At 66.3% G+C, this 17,720-nt stretch carries 18 protein-coding genes and 1 pseudogene; 9 read left to right on the forward strand and 10 right to left on the reverse strand.

The genetic code is table 11. The annotated features are described in order from the left end of the window. Positions 1-27 precede the first annotated feature (27 nt). Complete coding sequence (locus ACIRRA_RS08390) at positions 28-396, reverse strand: MerR family transcriptional regulator (RefSeq protein WP_402764778.1); 369 nt, start codon at positions 394-396, stop codon at positions 28-30. 84 nt (positions 397-480) lie between these two features. Between ACIRRA_RS08390 and ACIRRA_RS08395 the strand changes: the two genes are divergently transcribed. After that, complete coding sequence (locus ACIRRA_RS08395) at positions 481-1,266, forward strand: amidohydrolase family protein (RefSeq protein WP_402764780.1); 786 nt, start codon at positions 481-483, stop codon at positions 1,264-1,266. A 254-nt stretch (positions 1,267-1,520) separates the two neighbouring features. Here the strand turns inward: ACIRRA_RS08395 and ACIRRA_RS08400 are convergent, their stop codons facing one another. Both ACIRRA_RS08400 and ACIRRA_RS08405 read right to left on the reverse strand, forming a co-directional pair. After that, entirely contained in the window at positions 1,521-2,852 is a 1,332-nt protein-coding gene (locus ACIRRA_RS08400) for an FAD-dependent oxidoreductase (RefSeq protein ID WP_402764783.1), read from the reverse strand. Positions 2,853-2,999: 147 nt separating this feature from the next. Next, positions 3,000-4,454, reverse strand: coding sequence for an MFS transporter (locus ACIRRA_RS08405; RefSeq protein ID WP_402764785.1), 1,455 nt, complete (start codon positions 4,452-4,454; stop codon positions 3,000-3,002). Between the two features lie 93 nt (positions 4,455-4,547). On the opposite strand from ACIRRA_RS08405, the gene ACIRRA_RS08410 reads away from it, so the two are divergent. Continuing rightward, positions 4,548-5,051 (forward strand): MarR family winged helix-turn-helix transcriptional regulator, encoded by a 504-nt coding sequence (locus tag ACIRRA_RS08410; RefSeq protein ID WP_402764787.1) that lies wholly within the window; start codon positions 4,548-4,550, stop codon positions 5,049-5,051. Positions 5,052-5,070: 19 nt separating this feature from the next. Here the strand turns inward: ACIRRA_RS08410 and ACIRRA_RS08415 are convergent. Together ACIRRA_RS08415 and ACIRRA_RS08420 are read right to left on the reverse strand one after the other, a co-directional pair. Continuing rightward, positions 5,071-5,502: pseudogene (locus ACIRRA_RS08415) on the reverse strand (transposase); the annotation flags it as partial. Positions 5,503-5,590: 88 nt separating this feature from the next. Next, positions 5,591-6,820, reverse strand: a complete 1,230-nt coding sequence (locus ACIRRA_RS08420) for a hypothetical protein (RefSeq protein WP_402764790.1) — start codon at positions 6,818-6,820, stop codon at positions 5,591-5,593. Positions 6,821-7,815: 995 nt separating this feature from the next. On the opposite strand from ACIRRA_RS08420, the gene ACIRRA_RS08425 reads away from it, so the two are divergent. From ACIRRA_RS08425 to ACIRRA_RS08455, 7 genes are all read left to right on the forward strand, one after another. After that, positions 7,816-8,031: a hypothetical protein gene (locus tag ACIRRA_RS08425; RefSeq protein WP_402764793.1), complete on the forward strand. Its 216-nt coding sequence runs from the start codon at positions 7,816-7,818 to the stop codon at positions 8,029-8,031. Positions 8,032-8,316: 285 nt separating this feature from the next. Then, positions 8,317-8,511 carry a hypothetical protein gene (locus ACIRRA_RS08430; protein WP_402764795.1) on the forward strand — a complete coding sequence of 65 codons (195 nt, stop codon included), beginning with the start codon at positions 8,317-8,319 and terminating at the stop codon, positions 8,509-8,511. A 96-nt stretch (positions 8,512-8,607) separates the two neighbouring features. Next, a complete protein-coding gene (locus ACIRRA_RS08435) occupies positions 8,608-8,769 on the forward strand; it encodes a hypothetical protein (protein ID WP_402764798.1) in 162 nt (53 codons plus the stop codon). Positions 8,770-8,853: 84 nt separating this feature from the next. Continuing rightward, a complete protein-coding gene (locus tag ACIRRA_RS08440) occupies positions 8,854-9,558 on the forward strand; it encodes a DUF3558 family protein (RefSeq protein ID WP_402764800.1) in 705 nt (234 codons plus the stop codon). Positions 9,559-9,610: 52 nt separating this feature from the next. Then, on the forward strand, positions 9,611-9,841 hold the full coding sequence (locus ACIRRA_RS08445; RefSeq protein WP_402764803.1) for a hypothetical protein: 231 nt from the start codon (positions 9,611-9,613) through the stop codon (positions 9,839-9,841). A gap of 794 nt (positions 9,842-10,635) precedes the next feature. Beyond that, complete coding sequence (locus ACIRRA_RS08450) at positions 10,636-11,058, forward strand: hypothetical protein (protein WP_402764805.1); 423 nt, start codon at positions 10,636-10,638, stop codon at positions 11,056-11,058. A 46-nt stretch (positions 11,059-11,104) separates the two neighbouring features. Further along, a complete protein-coding gene (locus ACIRRA_RS08455; protein ID WP_402764807.1) occupies positions 11,105-11,572 on the forward strand; it encodes a MarR family winged helix-turn-helix transcriptional regulator in 468 nt (155 codons plus the stop codon). A 192-nt stretch (positions 11,573-11,764) separates the two neighbouring features. Here ACIRRA_RS08455 and ACIRRA_RS08460 read toward each other — a convergent pair whose 3' ends face one another. The 5 genes from ACIRRA_RS08460 to ACIRRA_RS08480 form a co-directional block, all read right to left on the reverse strand. Beyond that, positions 11,765-12,946, reverse strand: coding sequence for a TniQ family protein (locus tag ACIRRA_RS08460; protein WP_402764809.1), 1,182 nt, complete (start codon positions 12,944-12,946; stop codon positions 11,765-11,767). Positions 12,947-12,949: 3 nt separating this feature from the next. Continuing rightward, positions 12,950-13,984 carry a TniB family NTP-binding protein gene (locus ACIRRA_RS08465; protein ID WP_402764812.1) on the reverse strand — a complete coding sequence of 345 codons (1,035 nt, stop codon included), beginning with the start codon at positions 13,982-13,984 and terminating at the stop codon, positions 12,950-12,952. Further along, the gene (locus ACIRRA_RS08470; RefSeq protein WP_402764875.1) at positions 13,978-15,939 is read right to left on the reverse strand and encodes a transposase; all 1,962 of its coding nucleotides are present in this window, start codon (positions 15,937-15,939) and stop codon (positions 13,978-13,980) included. Before ACIRRA_RS08470 ends, ACIRRA_RS08465 begins: the two co-directional genes overlap by 7 nt. 125 nt (positions 15,940-16,064) lie before the next feature. Next, the gene (locus tag ACIRRA_RS08475) at positions 16,065-16,832 is read right to left on the reverse strand and encodes a TnsA-like heteromeric transposase endonuclease subunit (protein ID WP_402764815.1); all 768 of its coding nucleotides are present in this window, start codon (positions 16,830-16,832) and stop codon (positions 16,065-16,067) included. A gap of 383 nt (positions 16,833-17,215) precedes the next feature. Further along, on the reverse strand, positions 17,216-17,575 hold the full coding sequence (locus ACIRRA_RS08480; protein ID WP_402764818.1) for a hypothetical protein: 360 nt from the start codon (positions 17,573-17,575) through the stop codon (positions 17,216-17,218). Positions 17,576-17,720: the final 145 nt, after the last annotated feature.

The raw sequence follows: 17,720 nt of genomic DNA on the forward strand, positions 1-17,720 counted from the left end.
GTAACCCGGCCCCGACTCCACGCCCACTCATCGACAATCGGGCAAGGCAGGCCGGTCCCATCGCGCGACCTCCGCGGCCAGCAGGTCCCGCGCCCGCGTGATGGCCACCAGCGACCGGTCCAGATCCGCGATCCGATCGGTCAACCGGCGCCGCGCCCGCTCACACCCGCCCAGCTGCCCGTCCGGCGCGAAGCACGGCAGCAGATCCGCGACCCCCGATAGATCGAGACCCACCTCGAGCAACGCTCGAATCCGGCGCACCCGTTCGACACTCGACTCCGGGAAATCCCGGTAGCCATTGGATCGCCGCCCGGCCTCCAGCAGGCCGCTGCGGTCGTAGTGCCGTAGCGCGCGGGCGCTCACCCCACTGCGCTGCGACAGCTCGCTGATCAGCATCGATGTCCTCCGGCTTGACCTTGACCCCAGTGTCAACGTTTAGCGTCGAGCCGCTGCCGCCCATTCCCCGCCGGAGGAAACGCCATGGTCACCGATGTCCACGCCCACGTCACCGCCGACCCCGCCGCACAGCTGGCGCGCGCGAAGCAGGCCGGAGTGGATCGCACGGTGCTGCTGTCCACCCGGGTCCACCCCGAACGCGCCCGCACGCTCGACGAGGTGCGGTCCGAATTCGCCAGACTGACAGCAGTTATCGGCGGTGCGGACGCGGCGGCGGACGAGGTGCGCGCGGCCATGGACGAGGTGCTGCGCGCGCTGGACGCACATCCCGACGCCACCCTCGGCTTCGCGAGCATGCCCTCGCTGCTGCGTGCCGAGCCCCTCGGCGAATGGTTCGAGCCCTACCTGTCCCGACCCGGCATCGTGGGCATCGGCGAGGTCACCCCGCCGCCCGGGCAGGCCGCGCGCATCGAACCGGTGCTGGGCGTCAGCGCCGACCACGGCGGGATTCCGGTGCTGGTCCACGGCTTCGCGCCCAATACCCTCGACGATCTCCGGACCTATGCGGCGCTGGCCGCCCGCTATCCGTCGGTTCCCCTGATCGTCGGTGCCCTGGGCGGATTCCACGCCCTGGAGCTGGTGGAGCTGGCCGCGGAGCGGCCCAACCTGCACATCGATCTGTCGAGCGCGTTGCAGGTGTTCGCAGTCGCGGCCGCCGCGCGGGAAGTACCTGATCAGTGCCTGTTCGGATCGAACACACCGTACGGGGACGTAGTCGCCGCGCGGCACACCGTCGAGGCGGCCATTGCGGATCCGGCAGTGCGAACCCTGGTCCTGGAGGACAACTTTCAACGAATTCTCCGTGCCTGATCTGTGGGAACACGCCAATCCGCAAGAATAGCGCTAATTTTCAGCAACGAATCCTGAGGGTCGGCCGGAATCTCCGGCCAGACCAAGCTGCACCGCTGGATCAGTGAAGTAGTGAAGTTGCACCCTTAACCAAGACACTGTTGTGGTGATTGCCTGATGCCCGGCACCAGGTTTCGGGCCTTCGGCAATGAACTGGCCCGCAGCGGAGCCGATGCTCCGGCTGCGGGCCGTCGAGTGGGGAATGGGGAGAAGGGTCAGGCGGCGTCCTCGGTGCCGCGATAGGTGTAGAGGTCTTCGAGGAATTTGCGGCGCAGCGCGGGGATCTTGCCGGTGAGGCTGAAGTAGGTGCGGGCGGCGAAGAGGGCTAGGCGGCCGGTGAAGGGTTTGTAGAGCGGGTCGTCGCCGTTCGTGCCGTTGTTGTCGAGGGAGTCGGCGACACGGGCGAAACCGTAGGGCAGCATTTCGGATTCGTAGTCGGCGATGGCGGTCAGCAGGGTCTTCTCGCCGCGCGCGGCTGCGACGAGTTCGCGGCACAGCAGGGCGGCGTCGCGCAGGGCGGTGTTGGCGCCCACGCCCTGACCGGGGGTCATGGTGTGGATAGCGTCGCCCAGCAGGGTGATGTTGGTGGTCTTCCAGGGCTCGACCGGCACCGAGGTCGAGATCTGCAGGGGGAAGGCGGCTTCGGGGTCGGAGAGCTCGAAGATACGGCGCAGGTCGGGGTGCCAGTTGCGGGTCACCTCGAGGGCGGTGGTGATGAGTTCCGCGCCGCGCTGCTCGACTGTGTTCGCGGGGAAGTGGTCGTGCGAGCTCCAGACCGAGAGGTTGATGTAGTCGCGGGTGTTGTCGAACTGCAGGCCCGACCAGCTCTGCAGCTGGTCGGCGTCCGCCGGGTCCTTGGGGTTGCCCTCGGCGTCCCACTTGAACTCCATGACGTGCAGCATGCCGATCAGGCCCTTGGTGGCGAAGATCAGGTTGATGCCGTTGAGCATCTCCTCGGTGAGCAGGGCGCGGGTCTCGGGGGTGAGCGCGGTCTTGGTCGCGATGGAGGTGATGCCGGCGTCCTTGACCTCCGCGTGCGGCAGGAACTGCCGGCGCACGGCCGAGCGGGTGCCGTCGGCAGCGATCAGCACATCGCCGGTGTCGGTGGTGCCATCGCTGAAATACGCGGTGACGGTGCCGTTCTCGTGCTGCTCGTAGTGGGTGAACTCCTTGCCGAAGTGCACCACGTCGTCCATGCCGGTGAACAACACCTGCCGAAGGGTGGACCGCGAGACCGAGCGCTCGCTGTTGATTTCGTCGCTGTCGTCGCGCAGCGGGATGCTCGCGGTGGCGTGCATGGACTGGGTCAGCACATTGAAGTGCCGCGGACCTCGGGCGCAGGTGGCGACGAAGGTGTCGAAGAGCTCTGGCGGCAGGCACTGCTGCAGCGCCCGGTTGCCGGTGGGGTCGATGCCGACCCGGTAGCCGTAGAGCCCGTCGCGGCGGGACCCGTAGCGCTCGTAGACGACGACCTCGACACCTGCCTGCTTCAGGCCGTGCGCCAGGCACATGCCGCCGGTGCCGCCGCCGATGATCATGACCCGCATGTGAACCACTTCCCTTAAAGTTCGTTCTTCTTGTTTATCAAGCAAATAGAGCTTGTCATTCAAGATACTTGATTGTCAAGTCTATTTTCGGGCGATGTGCCACGACCGCCGCGGAACCTGGTCCGGGTCGTGGTGGGCCCCCGAGTGTCAGCCGACGTGGTCGGTCTCGGCGTGGTGGACGATCGCCGCGCGGGGTATGGCAAGGCACAGCAGTGCGCAGGCCGCGCACGCCACCACCGGCCACTGCCCGGCGCGGCCGATCGCATCCCCGTAGCCGGTGCCGATGTGGGCGAAAAACACGTTACCGATGACCGCCACGCCCAGCGCGCCACCAAATTGCTGGGCAGTGGTGAACACCCCCGACGCGGCACCGGCCAGATCCGCCGGCACGGCGGTGAGCGCGATGTTGGCCAGCGGGATCACCATCAGTCCCAGGCCCGCGCCGGCGATCAGCAGTCCCGGCACCAGCGGCCAGGCCGCCGAGTGGGTGCCTGCGTGGCCGGCGGCGCGCACAACCCCGGAGAACCCGCCCGCCAGGATCAGCCCCCCGGCCGCCAGCGCGCCGCGGCCGAACTTCGCTACCAGCCCGTCGACAATCGGGGCGGTGAGGAAGGTGCCGCCGCTGAACGCCACCATCAGCAGCCCGGCCCGGGCCGGCGAATAGCCTTGCCCGGACTGCAGCCAGATGGTGAGGATCAGCATGAAGCCCGACATCGCACCGTAGAACAGCATCTGCACGACCAGCCCCGCGACGAACGCACGCGAAACGAACAACCCGGCAGGCAGCATCGGCCGCTGCTCGCCGAGCGCCCGCTGCCCCGCCGCCAACCCTGCCAGGCCCGCCACGCCCGCGCCCAGGCACAACCAGCCCCACAATGGCCACCCCGCGGAGCGGCCCTGCACCAGTGGCAGCACGATCGCCACCAGCGACAGCGCCAGCGCACCCGCGCGCACGACACCGACCCGGCCGGGCGTGCGGTCGTGGGCAGCGGGAATCCACAGTGCGCCCAGCGCGATCGCGACGGCAGCCAGCGGCACATTGACCGCGAAGATCGTCCGCCAGCCCCACCCGAACAGGTTCCAGTCCGTCAGCACCCCGCCCAGTACCACTCCGGTGGCCACCGCGATCCCGGCGATCGCGCCGTAGATCGCGAACACCTTGCCCCGCTCGGCGCCGGTGAACAAGGTCCGCAGTGAGCCGAGCACCTGGGGCATGATCACCGCGGCAGCCACACCCTGCACTGCCCGCGCCGCGATCAGCTGCTCCGTCCCGGCCGCCACGGCACTGGCCAGGCTCGCGACCGCGAACCCTGCCACCCCGGCCAGGAACAACCCCTTGCGGCCGAACCGGTCGCCCAGATGCCCGGCGACGATCAGGGTGGCCGCGAACCCCAGCAGATAGGCCGACACCATCCACTGCAGCTGGGCGGGAGTCGCGCCCAGCTCACGGCCGATCGACGGTAGCGCGGTGTTGACGATCGAACCGTCGATCATGTCCAGCAAGGCCGCCAGGATCATCACGATCGCGGCAGCCCATCGCTTGGGATGGGGTGATGGCGCGGCGGCCGGCGCCACGCCGGTCGCATTCAGGGCTCGAGGCATGAGTGACTCCCGGGTCTCACTTGACTATAATGAATCTCGAACATAATGTTTCTTGATTGTCGAGCTAATTGAGAATCCAAGGAGATGACTCGAATGTCAAGCGAAATGGCGGAAGTGCTCGCCGAACTGGGGCAGGCGACCCAGGCCTACCAGGCCGCCGTCGACGACTTCGACCGTGAGACAGCCCGCCTGCTGGGCGTCAACGGCACCGACCTTCGCTGCCTGGAAGAGCTTCTCGCAGCCGGTGAGCTCACCCCACGCGAGCTCAGCGACCAGCTCAACCTGACCACCGGCAGTGTCACCGTCATGCTCGACCGGTTGGAGAAGCTCGAACTGCTCACCCGCGCGCCGCACCCCGTCGACCGGCGCAAGGTGGTGGTCCGTATCACCGACGACGGCGCTCAACGCTGCTTCGCCCTCGTCGGCCCGCTGATCAGCGACGGGGAACGCGAGCTCGGCGCCAAATACGACACCGCACAGCTGCAACTGGTCACCGACTTCCTGCGCACCAACACCGCCATCCAGCAGCGCCACATCGACCGCCTCCGCGGCCGTCCCACCCCGTTGTCCACCCGCCGCCGCACCGGCGCACGCTGACCGCACGCCCGCCTTTCGTGCAGCGGTCACGGTCACTGATCCAGGACTCGGGCAAGTAGAGCTCTCGGTCGATCAGCGCTCGCCCCGACCTGACCGTATACGCCAAAAACACCTCGAGCTGGCTGTTCTCCACACGTCCCGCCGTGCCCGAGCATCGACGTTGCACACCGGCGGATTTCGCACCCTTCTTCAGGAATCCGGTCTCGTCCGGAACCGGGACACCGTCCGGGCAGGCCAACGCCTCGGCCATATACGAACGCAGTCGATCCCGCAGCTCATCGGCATCCCAGCGGGACCGGTTCAGAAAGTGCTGCAACGCGCCGAGCTAGGCCACCCCAGCGGCCTCGGACAGCTGCCAGGAGTTCTTCCGCTCCACCGGCGCCAGCAACCCCCGTCAGATACGCTCGCGCCCACCGAACGCGGCTCCGCACGATAGAAGCACCCCAGCCACCTGAGCGAACACCTCGTCGAGACCCGCCCACGACAAGCTACACCCCAGAACTGATCACCCTGCAGCACAAAGAAATACGACTGTCGTGCTAGTTCGTGGCGTTCAATTCCATGAACCAGCGCACGGCCAGGGCGGTTCCGCCGATGCCGGAACCGTTGTGGTCCACCGGGCCCACATCGGTGATCGAGGCGTCGACGCCGTGTCGGCGCAGCGCGGTCTGGCAGTCGGCGCTGTTGTTCGCGGAGACGTCGCGGTCATGGCTGCCTGTGTAGAGCCGTACGGGCATTCGGGGCGTCCAGTCGCTACAGGTGCTGTCGGCGATGTCCATGGCGGCGGCGAGCGGGCCGGTCGGATTGCGCAGCATATCGATGCCGTGCGGGGTCAGCAGGTGATCGACATCCGGCGCCAGGCCGCTGACGATGTCCTCGAAGGAATGCAGGCCATCGAACAGTTGCTCGACGGTGTCGTCGTAGGGCGCCTGGAACACCTCGCTCGGCGACTTGTACAGCCCGTGCAGGCGATTCCAGGACACCAGCAGGTACGCGCTGTAGAAGGAGCCCGCGCCCGGGTCCAGGGTGCCGTCGAACACTGCGGACAGTTCGCCGTTTCGCAGGTCGAACGGTCCGCTGATCGCGGCGACCGCGGTTGCCCGAAAGTCGGTGTCCGCGCCGCTCTGCAGTGCGCGCGCCAGTCCCATCGCGGCCGGTCCGCCCTGGGAGAATCCCACGATGTCGACGTCATTGCCCAGCCGGCGACCGAGGGTTGCGGCCTGGGTGCGGGCGGCGCGCAGCATGTCCACCGATGCGGTGGTCTCCGACGGCAGGTCCAGGTACGGGTGCGGGTTCGGTCCCGATCCCAATCCGAGGTAGTCGGGTGCGACGCCGACGAAGCCGGCTGCCGCGTAGGTGAGCGTCGCGGCTCGGTCACCGCTGTCCTCGGCCACCGATGGGGCTTCGGACTTGGTGGGCTGGGTGCCGTGCTCGTAGGCCACCGTGGTCAGGTCGTGTTTGTCGTTGCGGGGTAGGGCGAGCAGTCCGGTCGCTGTCGTCGTCCGACCGTCCGTGCCGACCGTGTCGTAGGTGAGTCGATACGTTTCGACGCCGAATTGCACTGTACTGGTGTCGAATTCGCTGGCGGTGAGTTCAGCTCTGACATCGTCGGGTGAGTACGTGCGTAGGTGTTCGGCCTTCACGAGTCGTCCGCGATCGGTGTCTGCCGGTGCCGGTGTCGAGTGCGTCGACTCCGGTGAACCGCCGCACCCCGCCGTGAGGGTCGATGTCCCGAACAGCAGTGCGGCGCCGACGATTCCCGCGGTCACTCGCATTCGTCGAGCTCGCGGGAGACGGTGAGTCTTTGTAGTCATGCCGAAAGCTCATCGCCGAGCGCAAGATCGGATCAATCACCCCTGAGGGTGATCAGGCCCCGAACCCTCACCCACTGGTATCAGACCACCGCCTGAAACATGCGAGCGGACGGATTGTCGTCCGTCACGTAACCCCCTCCCAGGACCTCGGTGCTGAGCTGTAATCCGGCCGTGGCGGACTGTCGGATCAACAACTCTGGCTCACTTCCAGTGGTGAACTGCAGGCTATGCCAACAGGATCCGGTGCCGAAGGAGTTTGTGAGGCTGGCCGACCATACATTTGTCGTTTGATCAGCCTGGATTTATGTGCGCCGCGAGCGCGGAACGTGGTCGCTTGCAACCCGAGGACGATTCGTATCCCCCGTTCACGGACTCCTGCCACCGGCGTTCCGGTGCGACCGGGGGTCGCTTGCGGCACCATTGCGCGATTCCGCTGCGCGTGGGGCGAGTTCGGAGAAGACTGGCCATGGGAGTGAAATGGACCTGTTTCGGGTCACGGCCGGTCCTCCTCGCGGTGCGAATACTGGTACCCGTGCCGAATGTTCCACCGGGACACGGTGATCTCTCGTCCGCGATTGCCGCGTGCCCCGAGTTTTGGGGGCAGTATGTGTTGCTAACGGTGGCCGCGGCTGATCCGACGAATGGACCGTGAGTCCGAAAAGACTGAATTTTCAACAGTTCTCGGTGCGTGTCGGTGTCATGTTCGCGGTTGCGGTTGCGACGCTCGTCGCGCTCGAGGGGCCCGCTGCCGCCATTGCGACTGACGGCTGCTGACCTCGCCGGACCGATTCCGAACCCAGATGGGGGCCGCCGTCGAGCCGAACGGGTCGGATCAGATCGGCCGGCCCGTTGAGGTCGGCATCAACCTCTCGGATCTGCCTGCCTCACCCTCCAATTCGCCACACCCTGAATTTTTGTCACAAGAACCCTATGTTGTGAGGAGTCTGGAAATGTTCGCACGGCGTGGAATCTTCGTCGGTGTCCTGATCGGCGCGGCGACCCTGGCCGGCGGCGGCGCCGCCACGGCGGCTCCGCTGGCTTTCGAGCCCGCACCGACCTCCACCGCCGCGACCCCGGTCGGCCTCGACGGTCCCGGGACCGGGTCCGCCGGCCCCGGATCAATCCTCTGCTGGCTCTTGCACCCCAGCGCTACCTGTCAGATCTGACATGCTGACCGCCCGTCGAAGCTCTGGAGACGGGCGGCCCGAAATGCGGGAAGCAGCGGATCATCTCCCGCACGTTCGGCCGGGAATCTCGAACCGCCGCCGCTGCCACGGGAATCGGCGGCGATAACGGGCGAAGGCCTCGATCAACTCCAGATACCCGGCGGGGCATCGGTCACAGACGCGCCGCGCCCCGTTCGGGAATCTCGGATCTGGCTGCGTCACAATCCAATTCGCTACAGCCCTGAATTTTTTTCACAAGAACCTTATGTTGTGAGGAGTCTGGAAATGTTCGCACGGCGTGGAATCTTCGTCGGTGTCCTGATCGGCGCGGCGACCCTGGCCGGCGGCGGCGCTGCCATGGCCGCCCCTGTCCCGCTGGAATCGCCTGCCCCGGCGCCGGTCGAGCCCGTTGCGGGCGGGTTGTGCAATGCCGATCCCTTGATCGGCCTGTGGTGCTTGATCGCCAGCCCCTCGGCCTAGAGGCAGGCTGCGGGACCGATACACCACGTTGTTGAGCAGTCTCGCGGGCCGAGAAGTTGGCCGACTGTGAACCATTGCACGAACGGCATTTTCAGGATGCATCGAGTTTCGCGTGCAACTGTCGGCACGCTGCTGTTCGGTGCTGTGCTGTTGCCCGTCGCCTCCGCGCACGCCGAGACCTTGCCGCAGTCCGCCGCGGGAACATCATCGTTGACTCAGGTGGTCACCGACGGCGGCAGCGGCTCGTCTGCGCAGTAGATCATGTGCAACATCCTGAGACTGATCATGCCGAACCAACGCCCTGCAGAGTGCCGATAGCTGCTGGCAGTAAAGGAATCCGAGATGACAGGTAAGGCTGGCGGGAGCCATCTCGCGGCCCTGGCGTGTGGTGCGGTCATGCTGCTCGCGGGCTGCGGCACCACCTCCGTAGATAGCTCGCGGAGCCCTGGCGGGTCTACGTCGGCGACCGGTGCCGCTGCCACCACCACGGCCCGTACCGATGGGGCATCGGCTGCGCCGCAACCCGGTCCCGGCGACGATGGCGCCACCACACCCGCGAACACCGCGCCCGGCACGCCCGCGCCCGCCACCACTGCGGCTGGAAGTCCGTCCACCACTACGGCTTCCGCGACGAGTACGGTGTGGGACGCTTGCTCGCTGTCGGAATCCGCGCTCGCCGCGGCGGGATTGGACACGGCGACCAAGGAGCGTGTATCCGACGCGACGTTTCCGGCCTGGCGGAGCTGCAAGTGGCAATCCGCCGACCGGACCTTCGAATTGTTCGTCACCGCCTACGACAGGCCGCTGGAAGTCCAGCTCGAACCCGCGCGATACCAGGACGTGCGCAGGACCGAATACTACGGCCGGCAGGTGATCCAGTATCGAGCGGCGCAGGACACGCACAAGCAGGGTTGCTATGTCGGAACACCGGCCGCTTTCGGCAGCATCGAGTTCCTGGTGCACAACACGCGTGTTCAGACCGACGTGGGCGACCCTTGCGCCGATGCGAATCGGGTCGGAGCTGCCCTGTTCAGGTCACTGCCCTGACCGCGCCATTGGCCTCAGTAGATATACCGAGTGAAAAAGGAAAGGGCGCACAATGATTCGAAAGACGATACTGGTCATCACGGCAGGGATCCTGATCGGCGCACCGATGACGGCAACCGCTGGGGCCACACAGCCCGAGGTTGCTACCGAGGCCGTTGTCGGCGCACAGGACGTCGCACTCAGCACGGGATCGGGAGTGGCGGACGCTGTGATCAACGGACTGATCACAGCGATCTTCGGCCCCGATGATCCGTCCAAGTGCACATTCCCGTACTGCTTCTGAGCTTGTCGGCGCTCACCAGGCTCCTATGTGATCCGGACACCCGGACGATGACTGAGATGTCGGTGGCCACCCCGGGCGACGCCCGGTCTCGATGACCGGGCACGACACCGGGCACTTCCCGATGCTCTCCGCGTCGACCGAGCTCGCTGAGGTGCTGGTGCGCGCGGCCGCGGGCGGCGGGAGTGGTTTGCGGAGGTCGGCCGACTCACCAGGCGAACCCATCATCGGCTAGCGACTCCCGGCTACTCAACTACTCGGCTTGCGAGGTCCATGCGATGGTCGAGGGCGAGATCCAGCACGGCACCGAGATGGGGGTGTCGGCGAATTACGTTGATATGCACGGGCAATCGGAGATCGAGGTCGGGGTTCGCGAAACCGCTCGGGTTCGATCTGCTGCCGCGGGATCAAACGCGTCACCAAGGTGATGTTGTGCCTGCGGATCTGCCAGGCCGCCCTGGCCAATAGGGAAACAACCTCGTGCTCCAGGACATCCTCGCAGGCTCGGACTGCGACGGCGTGCTCACGCCCGACGACGAACGGGGCCTGACCGGCTGTTCTGGTCGTCCGTGCTGTACGGCGAAGTCGAGCTGAACACGATTGGCTACCTGGCTCCCGGAGACTCCAGCTTTCACAGTTTCCTGATCGCATTCCCGGATAGTGCTGCACGCCAACCTGTTTCGGTTGACCGGCGAAGGGGGGCTCGCTCAGGTCGAATACCCGCCCGTCGAAGGGCGTCCGATGGCCCGTCGAGGGCAGGTGTTGACATATTAATGCTAAGCGCGCATACTAATTGCATGACGTTGATCGCTGAAGCCTCCGCCACCTCGACCGCCACCCCCGCCGCCTTCTTCACCAAGTGGGCCGACATGGGCACGTGGCAGGAGTGGAACCAGGACACCGAGTGGGCCCGGCTCGATGGGAAGTTCGAGCAGGGCGCGACCGGCACCCTCAAGCCCAAGGGCGGCCCCAAGACCAAGTTCGTCGTCACCAAGCTCACCGACACCGAATTCATCGACTCGTCCAAGCTGATCGGCGCGCGGCTGATCTTCGCCCACCAGGTCATCACCGACGGTGAGCGCACCACCGTGAAGGTCCGCATCACCATGGAGGGCCCGCTGCGCGGCCTCTGGAACAAGATCATGGGCGGCAATCTCGCCAAGACCCTGCAGGGCGATGTCGAGGCGCTGGTCGCGGTCGCCGAGGCGGTGCTGGTATGAGCAGCCGGTACTGGCTCCCCGTCATCTCTCGCGACATGGTCGGCCAATGGCGGTTGAAGAAGTAGCTCGCACCGAATTCGAGCATGCCGACGAAAGCCCCGGTCTATTGCTTTGGCAGGTGACCAACCGATGGCAGGCCGCACACCGCACGGCGCTGACCCCTTACGGCCTCACACATGTCCAGTTCGTCCTGCTCGCCTCCCTGACCTGGCTCACCAGCCGGTCAGGCGAGCCGGTCACCCAGCGTGACCTCGCCGACCACGCCGCCACCGACCCCATGATGACCTCCCAGGTGCTGCGCGCTCTGGAACAGAAGGGCCTGCTGGAACGGCGCGACCACCCCACCGATCGCCGCGCCAAATCCCTTGCTTCCACCGAATCCGGTGCGGCCCTGGTCAATCGGGCCATCGGCGCCGTCGAAACCTGCGACCGAGAATTCTTCGCCCCCCTCGGCGACCGCACCCCCCGCTTCACCGACTCCCTGCATCGGCTCCGCGATCGCGATTTCGGCTGAACCGTCTCACGCAGGACGCGAGTGGGCGAGGCCGGAACCATTGCACCACTGCCTTCTGCTCAGGTTTGAGAAGCTGGCTATGTCATCGACTGCGACACTCGGTTCGGCGGGTGTCCTGTGTCAGTGATTCGTGCTCATCTGAGGGTGCTCTGACCTGCGGCGAGGAATCTTGACTGGCAATCGGGACGTCGGTCAACACGGCCGAGAAGCGCTGTGGCGGGGCGATTTTGCCAGTAGATCTTGCTCGATTCGGCGCGTGCTGAGGATCGCTGGGACGAGCGCTATGGCGTCGGGGTATTTCGCTGCGCGGGTGTAGGCGTCGTGGTCGGTGCCGATGTCGTGGTGCCGGTTGTGGTTGATGGTCTGGAGGGTGAGCAGCCGGTGACGCCAGTGCAATGGGATGGCCGCCGACGCGGCTGGCCAGAGCGGGATGGCGGCAAGCGCGGTCTCGTGGGCGAGGACGAGTTGCTGGGGTGTGTAACGGCGCAGCAGCCGATTGGCGCGATACTGGGCGGCGATAATCTCGGGGCAAGCGGTGACGTCGAGGTTGGGTTGGCCGGTGTCGCTGAGCCAGATGCCGTGTCGCGTGCAGACTTTCAGGTGAACAGGCAGATGGACGGGGACGGGTTCAGTGATGCCGCGGCGGGCTGTGCAGCAGCGGCAGGCGGTTGTGGCGCGGACCGGTCCGCGGGTGTGTCTGGCTCCGAAGGCCGGCAGAGCGCCGGCGAGATGTTGCGGGGTTGTGCGGCCGAGTCGTGCGAGTGCGGAGAGCGCGTCGGTGGTCGCGGGGGCGAGCATGTGGTGCTGGGACAGCTCGTCGGGGTTGTTGATTTTCGTGGAGAACCAGGACGGCAGAACGGCCAGGACTTCGGCGAGGGTGAGGTGGTTGGTTCTGGCGAGCCGGGACAGGTAGGAGCTCAGCGACTCCCCGGTGATCGGTGCGACGGGTCGAGGCAGGACCGGCTCGTGCTTGATCGGGTGGATAGTCGCGCGTGATCTTCCGGCCAGATCGGCCAGGAGATCCTGGTGTGGGTGCGGTCGCCGGTCGGTGGATGTGAGCAAGCGGTGGTGCCGCAACTCGCGGTAGAAGGTCGCTCTGCTTGCCTGGAAACCGAGTTCCTTCAGCTCTTTGAACAGGGCGTTGGGCCGCAGATGCGGATCTTCGGCGAGTCGTTGGCGGCTGTAATCGGCCAGAGCGTCGGTGAGCAGATGCATGCGTGGGGCGGGGACTCCGGGCGTCTTGCGGCCGTTGAGGTAATCGCGGATCGTTGTCGGGCTGTGGCCGAGTTGCTGGGCGAGAGTATCGGCCGACCATCCGGCCTTGCCCAAGGTGAGGATCTTCTCGGCTCGGTCTCGGGGCAGCATGTTGACCATCGGTCACCTGGTAGGAGGGACCGGGGACTCGGCGGTGATATCGGCGTCGACGGCGTCCAGGGACTTCTTGGTGATCTTCTCGGTGCCGTCGAGGACGGCGTTGATGGCCGCGCTGCGGATCAGCCAGAGCAGGCTTCCGATCATTCCGTGGGTGCGGCGGTGCAGGTAGCGGTCGAGTTCGGGCAGCGATCCCGGTCGGTGCCGGTGTAGTCGCAGACTGTCTTCCAGGGCCGCGATGAGCGCAATCCATTGCTGGCCCTGGGCGAAGGGGCCGGTGCGGACCATGCCGAATCGGCCTGCGATCTGCTCGCCGCGGGTGCCCGACAGCAGCCCGCTGCGGTCCAGGCTGATCCCGCCGTATGCGAACGTGGCGGGGATGCGCTCACTCAGGTATTTCAAGGTGTCGGATGCTTCGGCGCCCGCGCGAGTTCGGGTGTTGAGGTTGTGCAGTTCGTCGACCGCGACGAGGGTGACGCGGGCGTCGCGGCTCACACCGCAGACCGCGTCGGCGATGTCGGTGATATTGGCGCGCCGTGAGATCGGCAGGTCGAAGAACCGCGCGAACTCCATCGCGATCATCTTGGGGGTGGCCGCGGGCGGGACGGTGATGTAGACGACCGGAATATCGTTGACCGCATTGGGGTTTCGGCGCTGGTGGATCACCTCGACGGTCTTGCCGAGCTGGGTCAGCGCGGTGGTCTTGCCTGTGCGGGCGGGCCCGGACACCATCAATCCGCAACGCCCGTAGTGAGCATTCTTGTTCAGCTGGACCAGGCGGCGACCGGAGGTGATGACCTGACGGATCGTGGGAGTCTGAACCACCAGCAGCCGGGAATGGTGATCGATGCGGTCGTCGTCGTAGCAGGCGCGTTTGTCCTCGGCCAGGCCCGTCCAAACTGCTGCGTGCAGCAGCTCCGGTGCGGTGTGCATCTCGGCGACGAAGCCGCGCCATCCGTCCAGGGTGGTCAGCTGCAGGTGCCCGCGATCGGCCTCACCGGATTCGTCATCGAGTCGGGGTCGGGCGTTGCCGGTCACCATCGTTTGTCCGCTTCAGCGAAGGGGTCGAAAATCGGTAGCGGGATCACCTTGGCAACCTTTCCCGCAGGAGAGTCGCTGCCGCTGACCGGCTTCGGCGCTTCACCGGTCGCGGTTGCAGCCGCAGGCTGCGGCTGCGTCGGGATGGCCGGTGGGCTGGCTTTGGTGCGCGCAGCGACCCGGCGGTCGCGGCGGGTGAGTTTCGGCGACCCTCTTCCCTCGCTGTCAGCGGGTCCTTGGTTAGCCCGTTTCAGCAGGTCGGCGACCGCGTCGGCGATTTGTTCCTCGGTCGCTTCCGGCAGAGCGTGGCGGGTGTGGTCCCAGGCCAGTTCCCCGAAAGGTGCTGCGACGCGGTGCAAATGCTTCCAGAACACCGTGATCCAGCCACCCTCCCAATGGTTACGGACCCAGATGCGGGAGACGTCGTAGGGGTCGTAATGGATCTGCCAGAGGTCGCGGCGGTCGGTCACGCCGGATCGCTGGTGCCGCAACGGGTTCAGAGCCTTGTCGTCGTAGGTGCGGTGACCGATCTTCACGCCGTAGGCGTTGATCGCCCGCCAGGTCGAGGGCAACAGCTCGACGTAGTCGTCGGCCGACAACGCGACCGGGACATAGCCCGCGGTTTCGACCAGCGCAGCGTATTTCTCGTTCGGAGTGAACATCCTCTTCGGATGCGCGGGGTCTCGTAGCCCGTCATGGGGCCGGTTCTGCCAGGCCGAGACGATCCATTCGTCCAGCAAGCCCTGTAGTTCCAGCAGCGACCACACCGCTTCGGATTCGACATGCCGTCCCCGGCGTTCGGTGTTGAATCCGGCGTAACCGGCGACGAACTGGGCGAACAAGGTGCCAACCGAGCCGAGCATCCGCTCGATATGGCCCTTCTCCCAGCCGGAGGCGTCGTGGACGGGCTGGAAGTTGATGCCCAGGAACGCGCAGGAAGCCCGGAAGTTGCGGGAGATGAATACCTTTCCCTGATCGACCACGATCGTCTCGGGAATGATGACCGGCCGGGCCGCGGCATGCTCCATGCGTGCGTCGATATCGAGCAGCTGCCGAAACGGCAACGCCGACCGCGACATCGCTAGCGCCTGCGACCAGCCGGGCCGCATCGGCTCGGGCGTGACGGTGCGGGCCAGCAGCACGCTCGCGTCCACCGACTTGGTCGTGGGCCGTAGCACCGCCGCTGTCACGGTCCTGGTCGCGACATCGACCATGCCGGTCATGTCGATTCGGCCGACCACTCCATCGTCCAGGCGGACCAGCACGTCCAACGGAGTGGAGTCGATCTGCATCACTTCACCCGGTGCCCACGCGTCCGTCTCGCCGAAAGGACCGTCGCCGCGGTCGGCCAGCGACCGGCGGGTGCGGGCCGAACCCGTGGTGTGCTTGCCCGCCGACAGCTTCTCCAACAACCGGTAGGGACTGCGCTGCGACGGCAGTTCCACCATGCCTGGCCCGTGGTCGGCGTCGAGGATCTGCCGGGTGCGCCAGAACAGGTAGGTGGCCGTTCGTGAGGACTGCCCGGTGGCCTCGCCGATCGCCCGCCGCATCGCCTGCACCACCAGCTCATCGGCTCGCCCATGCAAGGTGACGGGTTTGCTGGTGCGGTGATCGACCATCCCGGCGACGCCGCCGGCTTCGTAGCGGCGTCGCCGTTTCGCGATAGCGCTCGCGGTCACCGGCCTGCCCGCGGCGGTCAGCTCTGCGGCCTTCGCCTGTTCCCGGCGGGTCAGCGACACCCGCTCCGGATCGTATTCCGGTTTCGGCTTGGTCCCGGGCAGGGCTTGTGGCGCAACCCCGCGCAGCACCTCGACGATGTGCTGCTCCCACCACAACGCCTCCGCCGCAACATCTTCTGGTAGATCGTCCAACAGTGCCGACGACGGGACCGGCGACCTTGACACCGCGCTGACCACCTCAGCGGCCGCCGCCTCAGCCGGGCCCACGTCGATCACCATGCCGTCGGTGCCAGCGAGCCGCACCGCGGCACCCGACACGGCGATCACCGTGCGCACCACTCCAGCCAGCCTCACCCGATCACCGATCGACAACCCGGCAGGGCGCCGGGGCTTGGCCCTCTCGCTCACTCACGACCGCCCATCGCACCGGATCCGCGGACCATCGTTGTCAGCTCCAGCCGCTGACGCGCCAGATCGGCCACCAACTCCTGGTGCCACATCAGGTGAAAAAGTGCCGGTAGCACCATGATTCGATCACCGACCGCCTCGGCCCCCGCCAACAGCGGCGCCGGCTCGGCGAACACCTCCCGCAGCCGCGCCGCGACCTCGGCCCGACCAGTGCAGCGCGGATGCCGATACCGAGCCAGCCACCGCACATTCGCGTTCCAGACCGCATCGATCTCACCTACCCGCCGAAACTCCCAGCCCAGCAGCGCGCATGCTTCGGCGGTCACCGCGAACGCTTCGAGATCAGTGTCCTCGATCCGGTCATCAGCGCGCACGTCGATCACCACGCCGGTCCCGTCCGCCAGGCGAGCGAAGTAGTCCGGAGCATGTCGCCGCTGCCGCCCTCGACTACCCTCCCAACGCAGCCAAAACGGTTGCGATGCAACACCGACGACTTCACGGTCGAAGTCGAGAGCTCGCAAATGATCGCGCTCGAGCCACGACTCGTAACCCACGTGCAGGCCGGTAGTCGCCGTCCACCACCATCCCGGAAAATGGCCAAGCCCGCGTGACCAGCGGAACCGGCGCACCGGCCGCGTGTCCTCGAACCGCACTCCCGCGCACGACGACAGCCTCAGCCGCTGCCCAGCACCGACCGCGTCGACAAAGTCCAGCTCAACCAGATCGGCAGAGGCCTGTCCCCACTCGACAGCTGCATCGGCCACCAGCCACCATCCCGCCCGATACGATCAAGACAACGAGCAAACTGTAGTGGCAGAACCGGCAGCATGAGCAAGATTCATTGACACAGAGCAAGATTCGGCTTCTCCGCCCCGAAGATCTCGTTCGCGTCCGGAGCCTCGGAGAGGCGCGCAAGCCTCTCGGGAACGTCCGACCAGTCATGCGTCATGACTGGCACCGTATCTCGGATAGTGCCGGTCACGGTCTGACCAATCCGAATGACACGGGATCGGCAGTCGCGGACGTTCTGCACCGCATCAGGTTCCGGCCGCCGGCGCCCCGCGCTGGCCGGTTCGGTCAGCGCGGTATGCGGCAGAAGCGGATGTTCAGCCTGCGTTGTTCCAATACTTGTCGCGCGGGCTACTCGCTATCGGTTCGTATCCCTCGCCTGGGCGTAATCGGGGAACCGGTGGCGCAGGACCGCATCGAACGCCGACGCTCTGCGGAGTGAATCGAGTCGATTGAAGTGGTCACGGTGTAGATACCACTCCATGAGGGCGGCGGCGTCCTCAGTGCGGTTGTTGACCACACTTAGCAGGACCGTGCCTCGCACCCGCGGAGGGGGAAAGTTCTCCGGAATCACTCGCGCCGTGGATACGCGGGCCATGTCGATCAGCTTGTGCATGGTGTCGCGGTCACCAAACCACCGGTCGACCGGGCCATTCACGTAGCGCATGAACCTGTTCACAGCGGATTCGATACCGGCGGTATCGGAAACCGGGAACATCAATGAAAGGTCTCGTGGACGTGGGCCGTCCCCGATGAATGAGTCCACTTGGTATTAGAGTCCCTAAGATCGGAGATGTCCGGGTTCGTTGCCTGGATGCCCAGGTCGGTGGGGTGTAGCTGATTAGAGTCTGCCTTCGTCGTGG

It is taken from the genome of Nocardia sp. NPDC101769, assembly GCF_044766925.1.
GTDB lineage: Bacteria > Actinomycetota > Actinomycetes > Mycobacteriales > Mycobacteriaceae > Nocardia.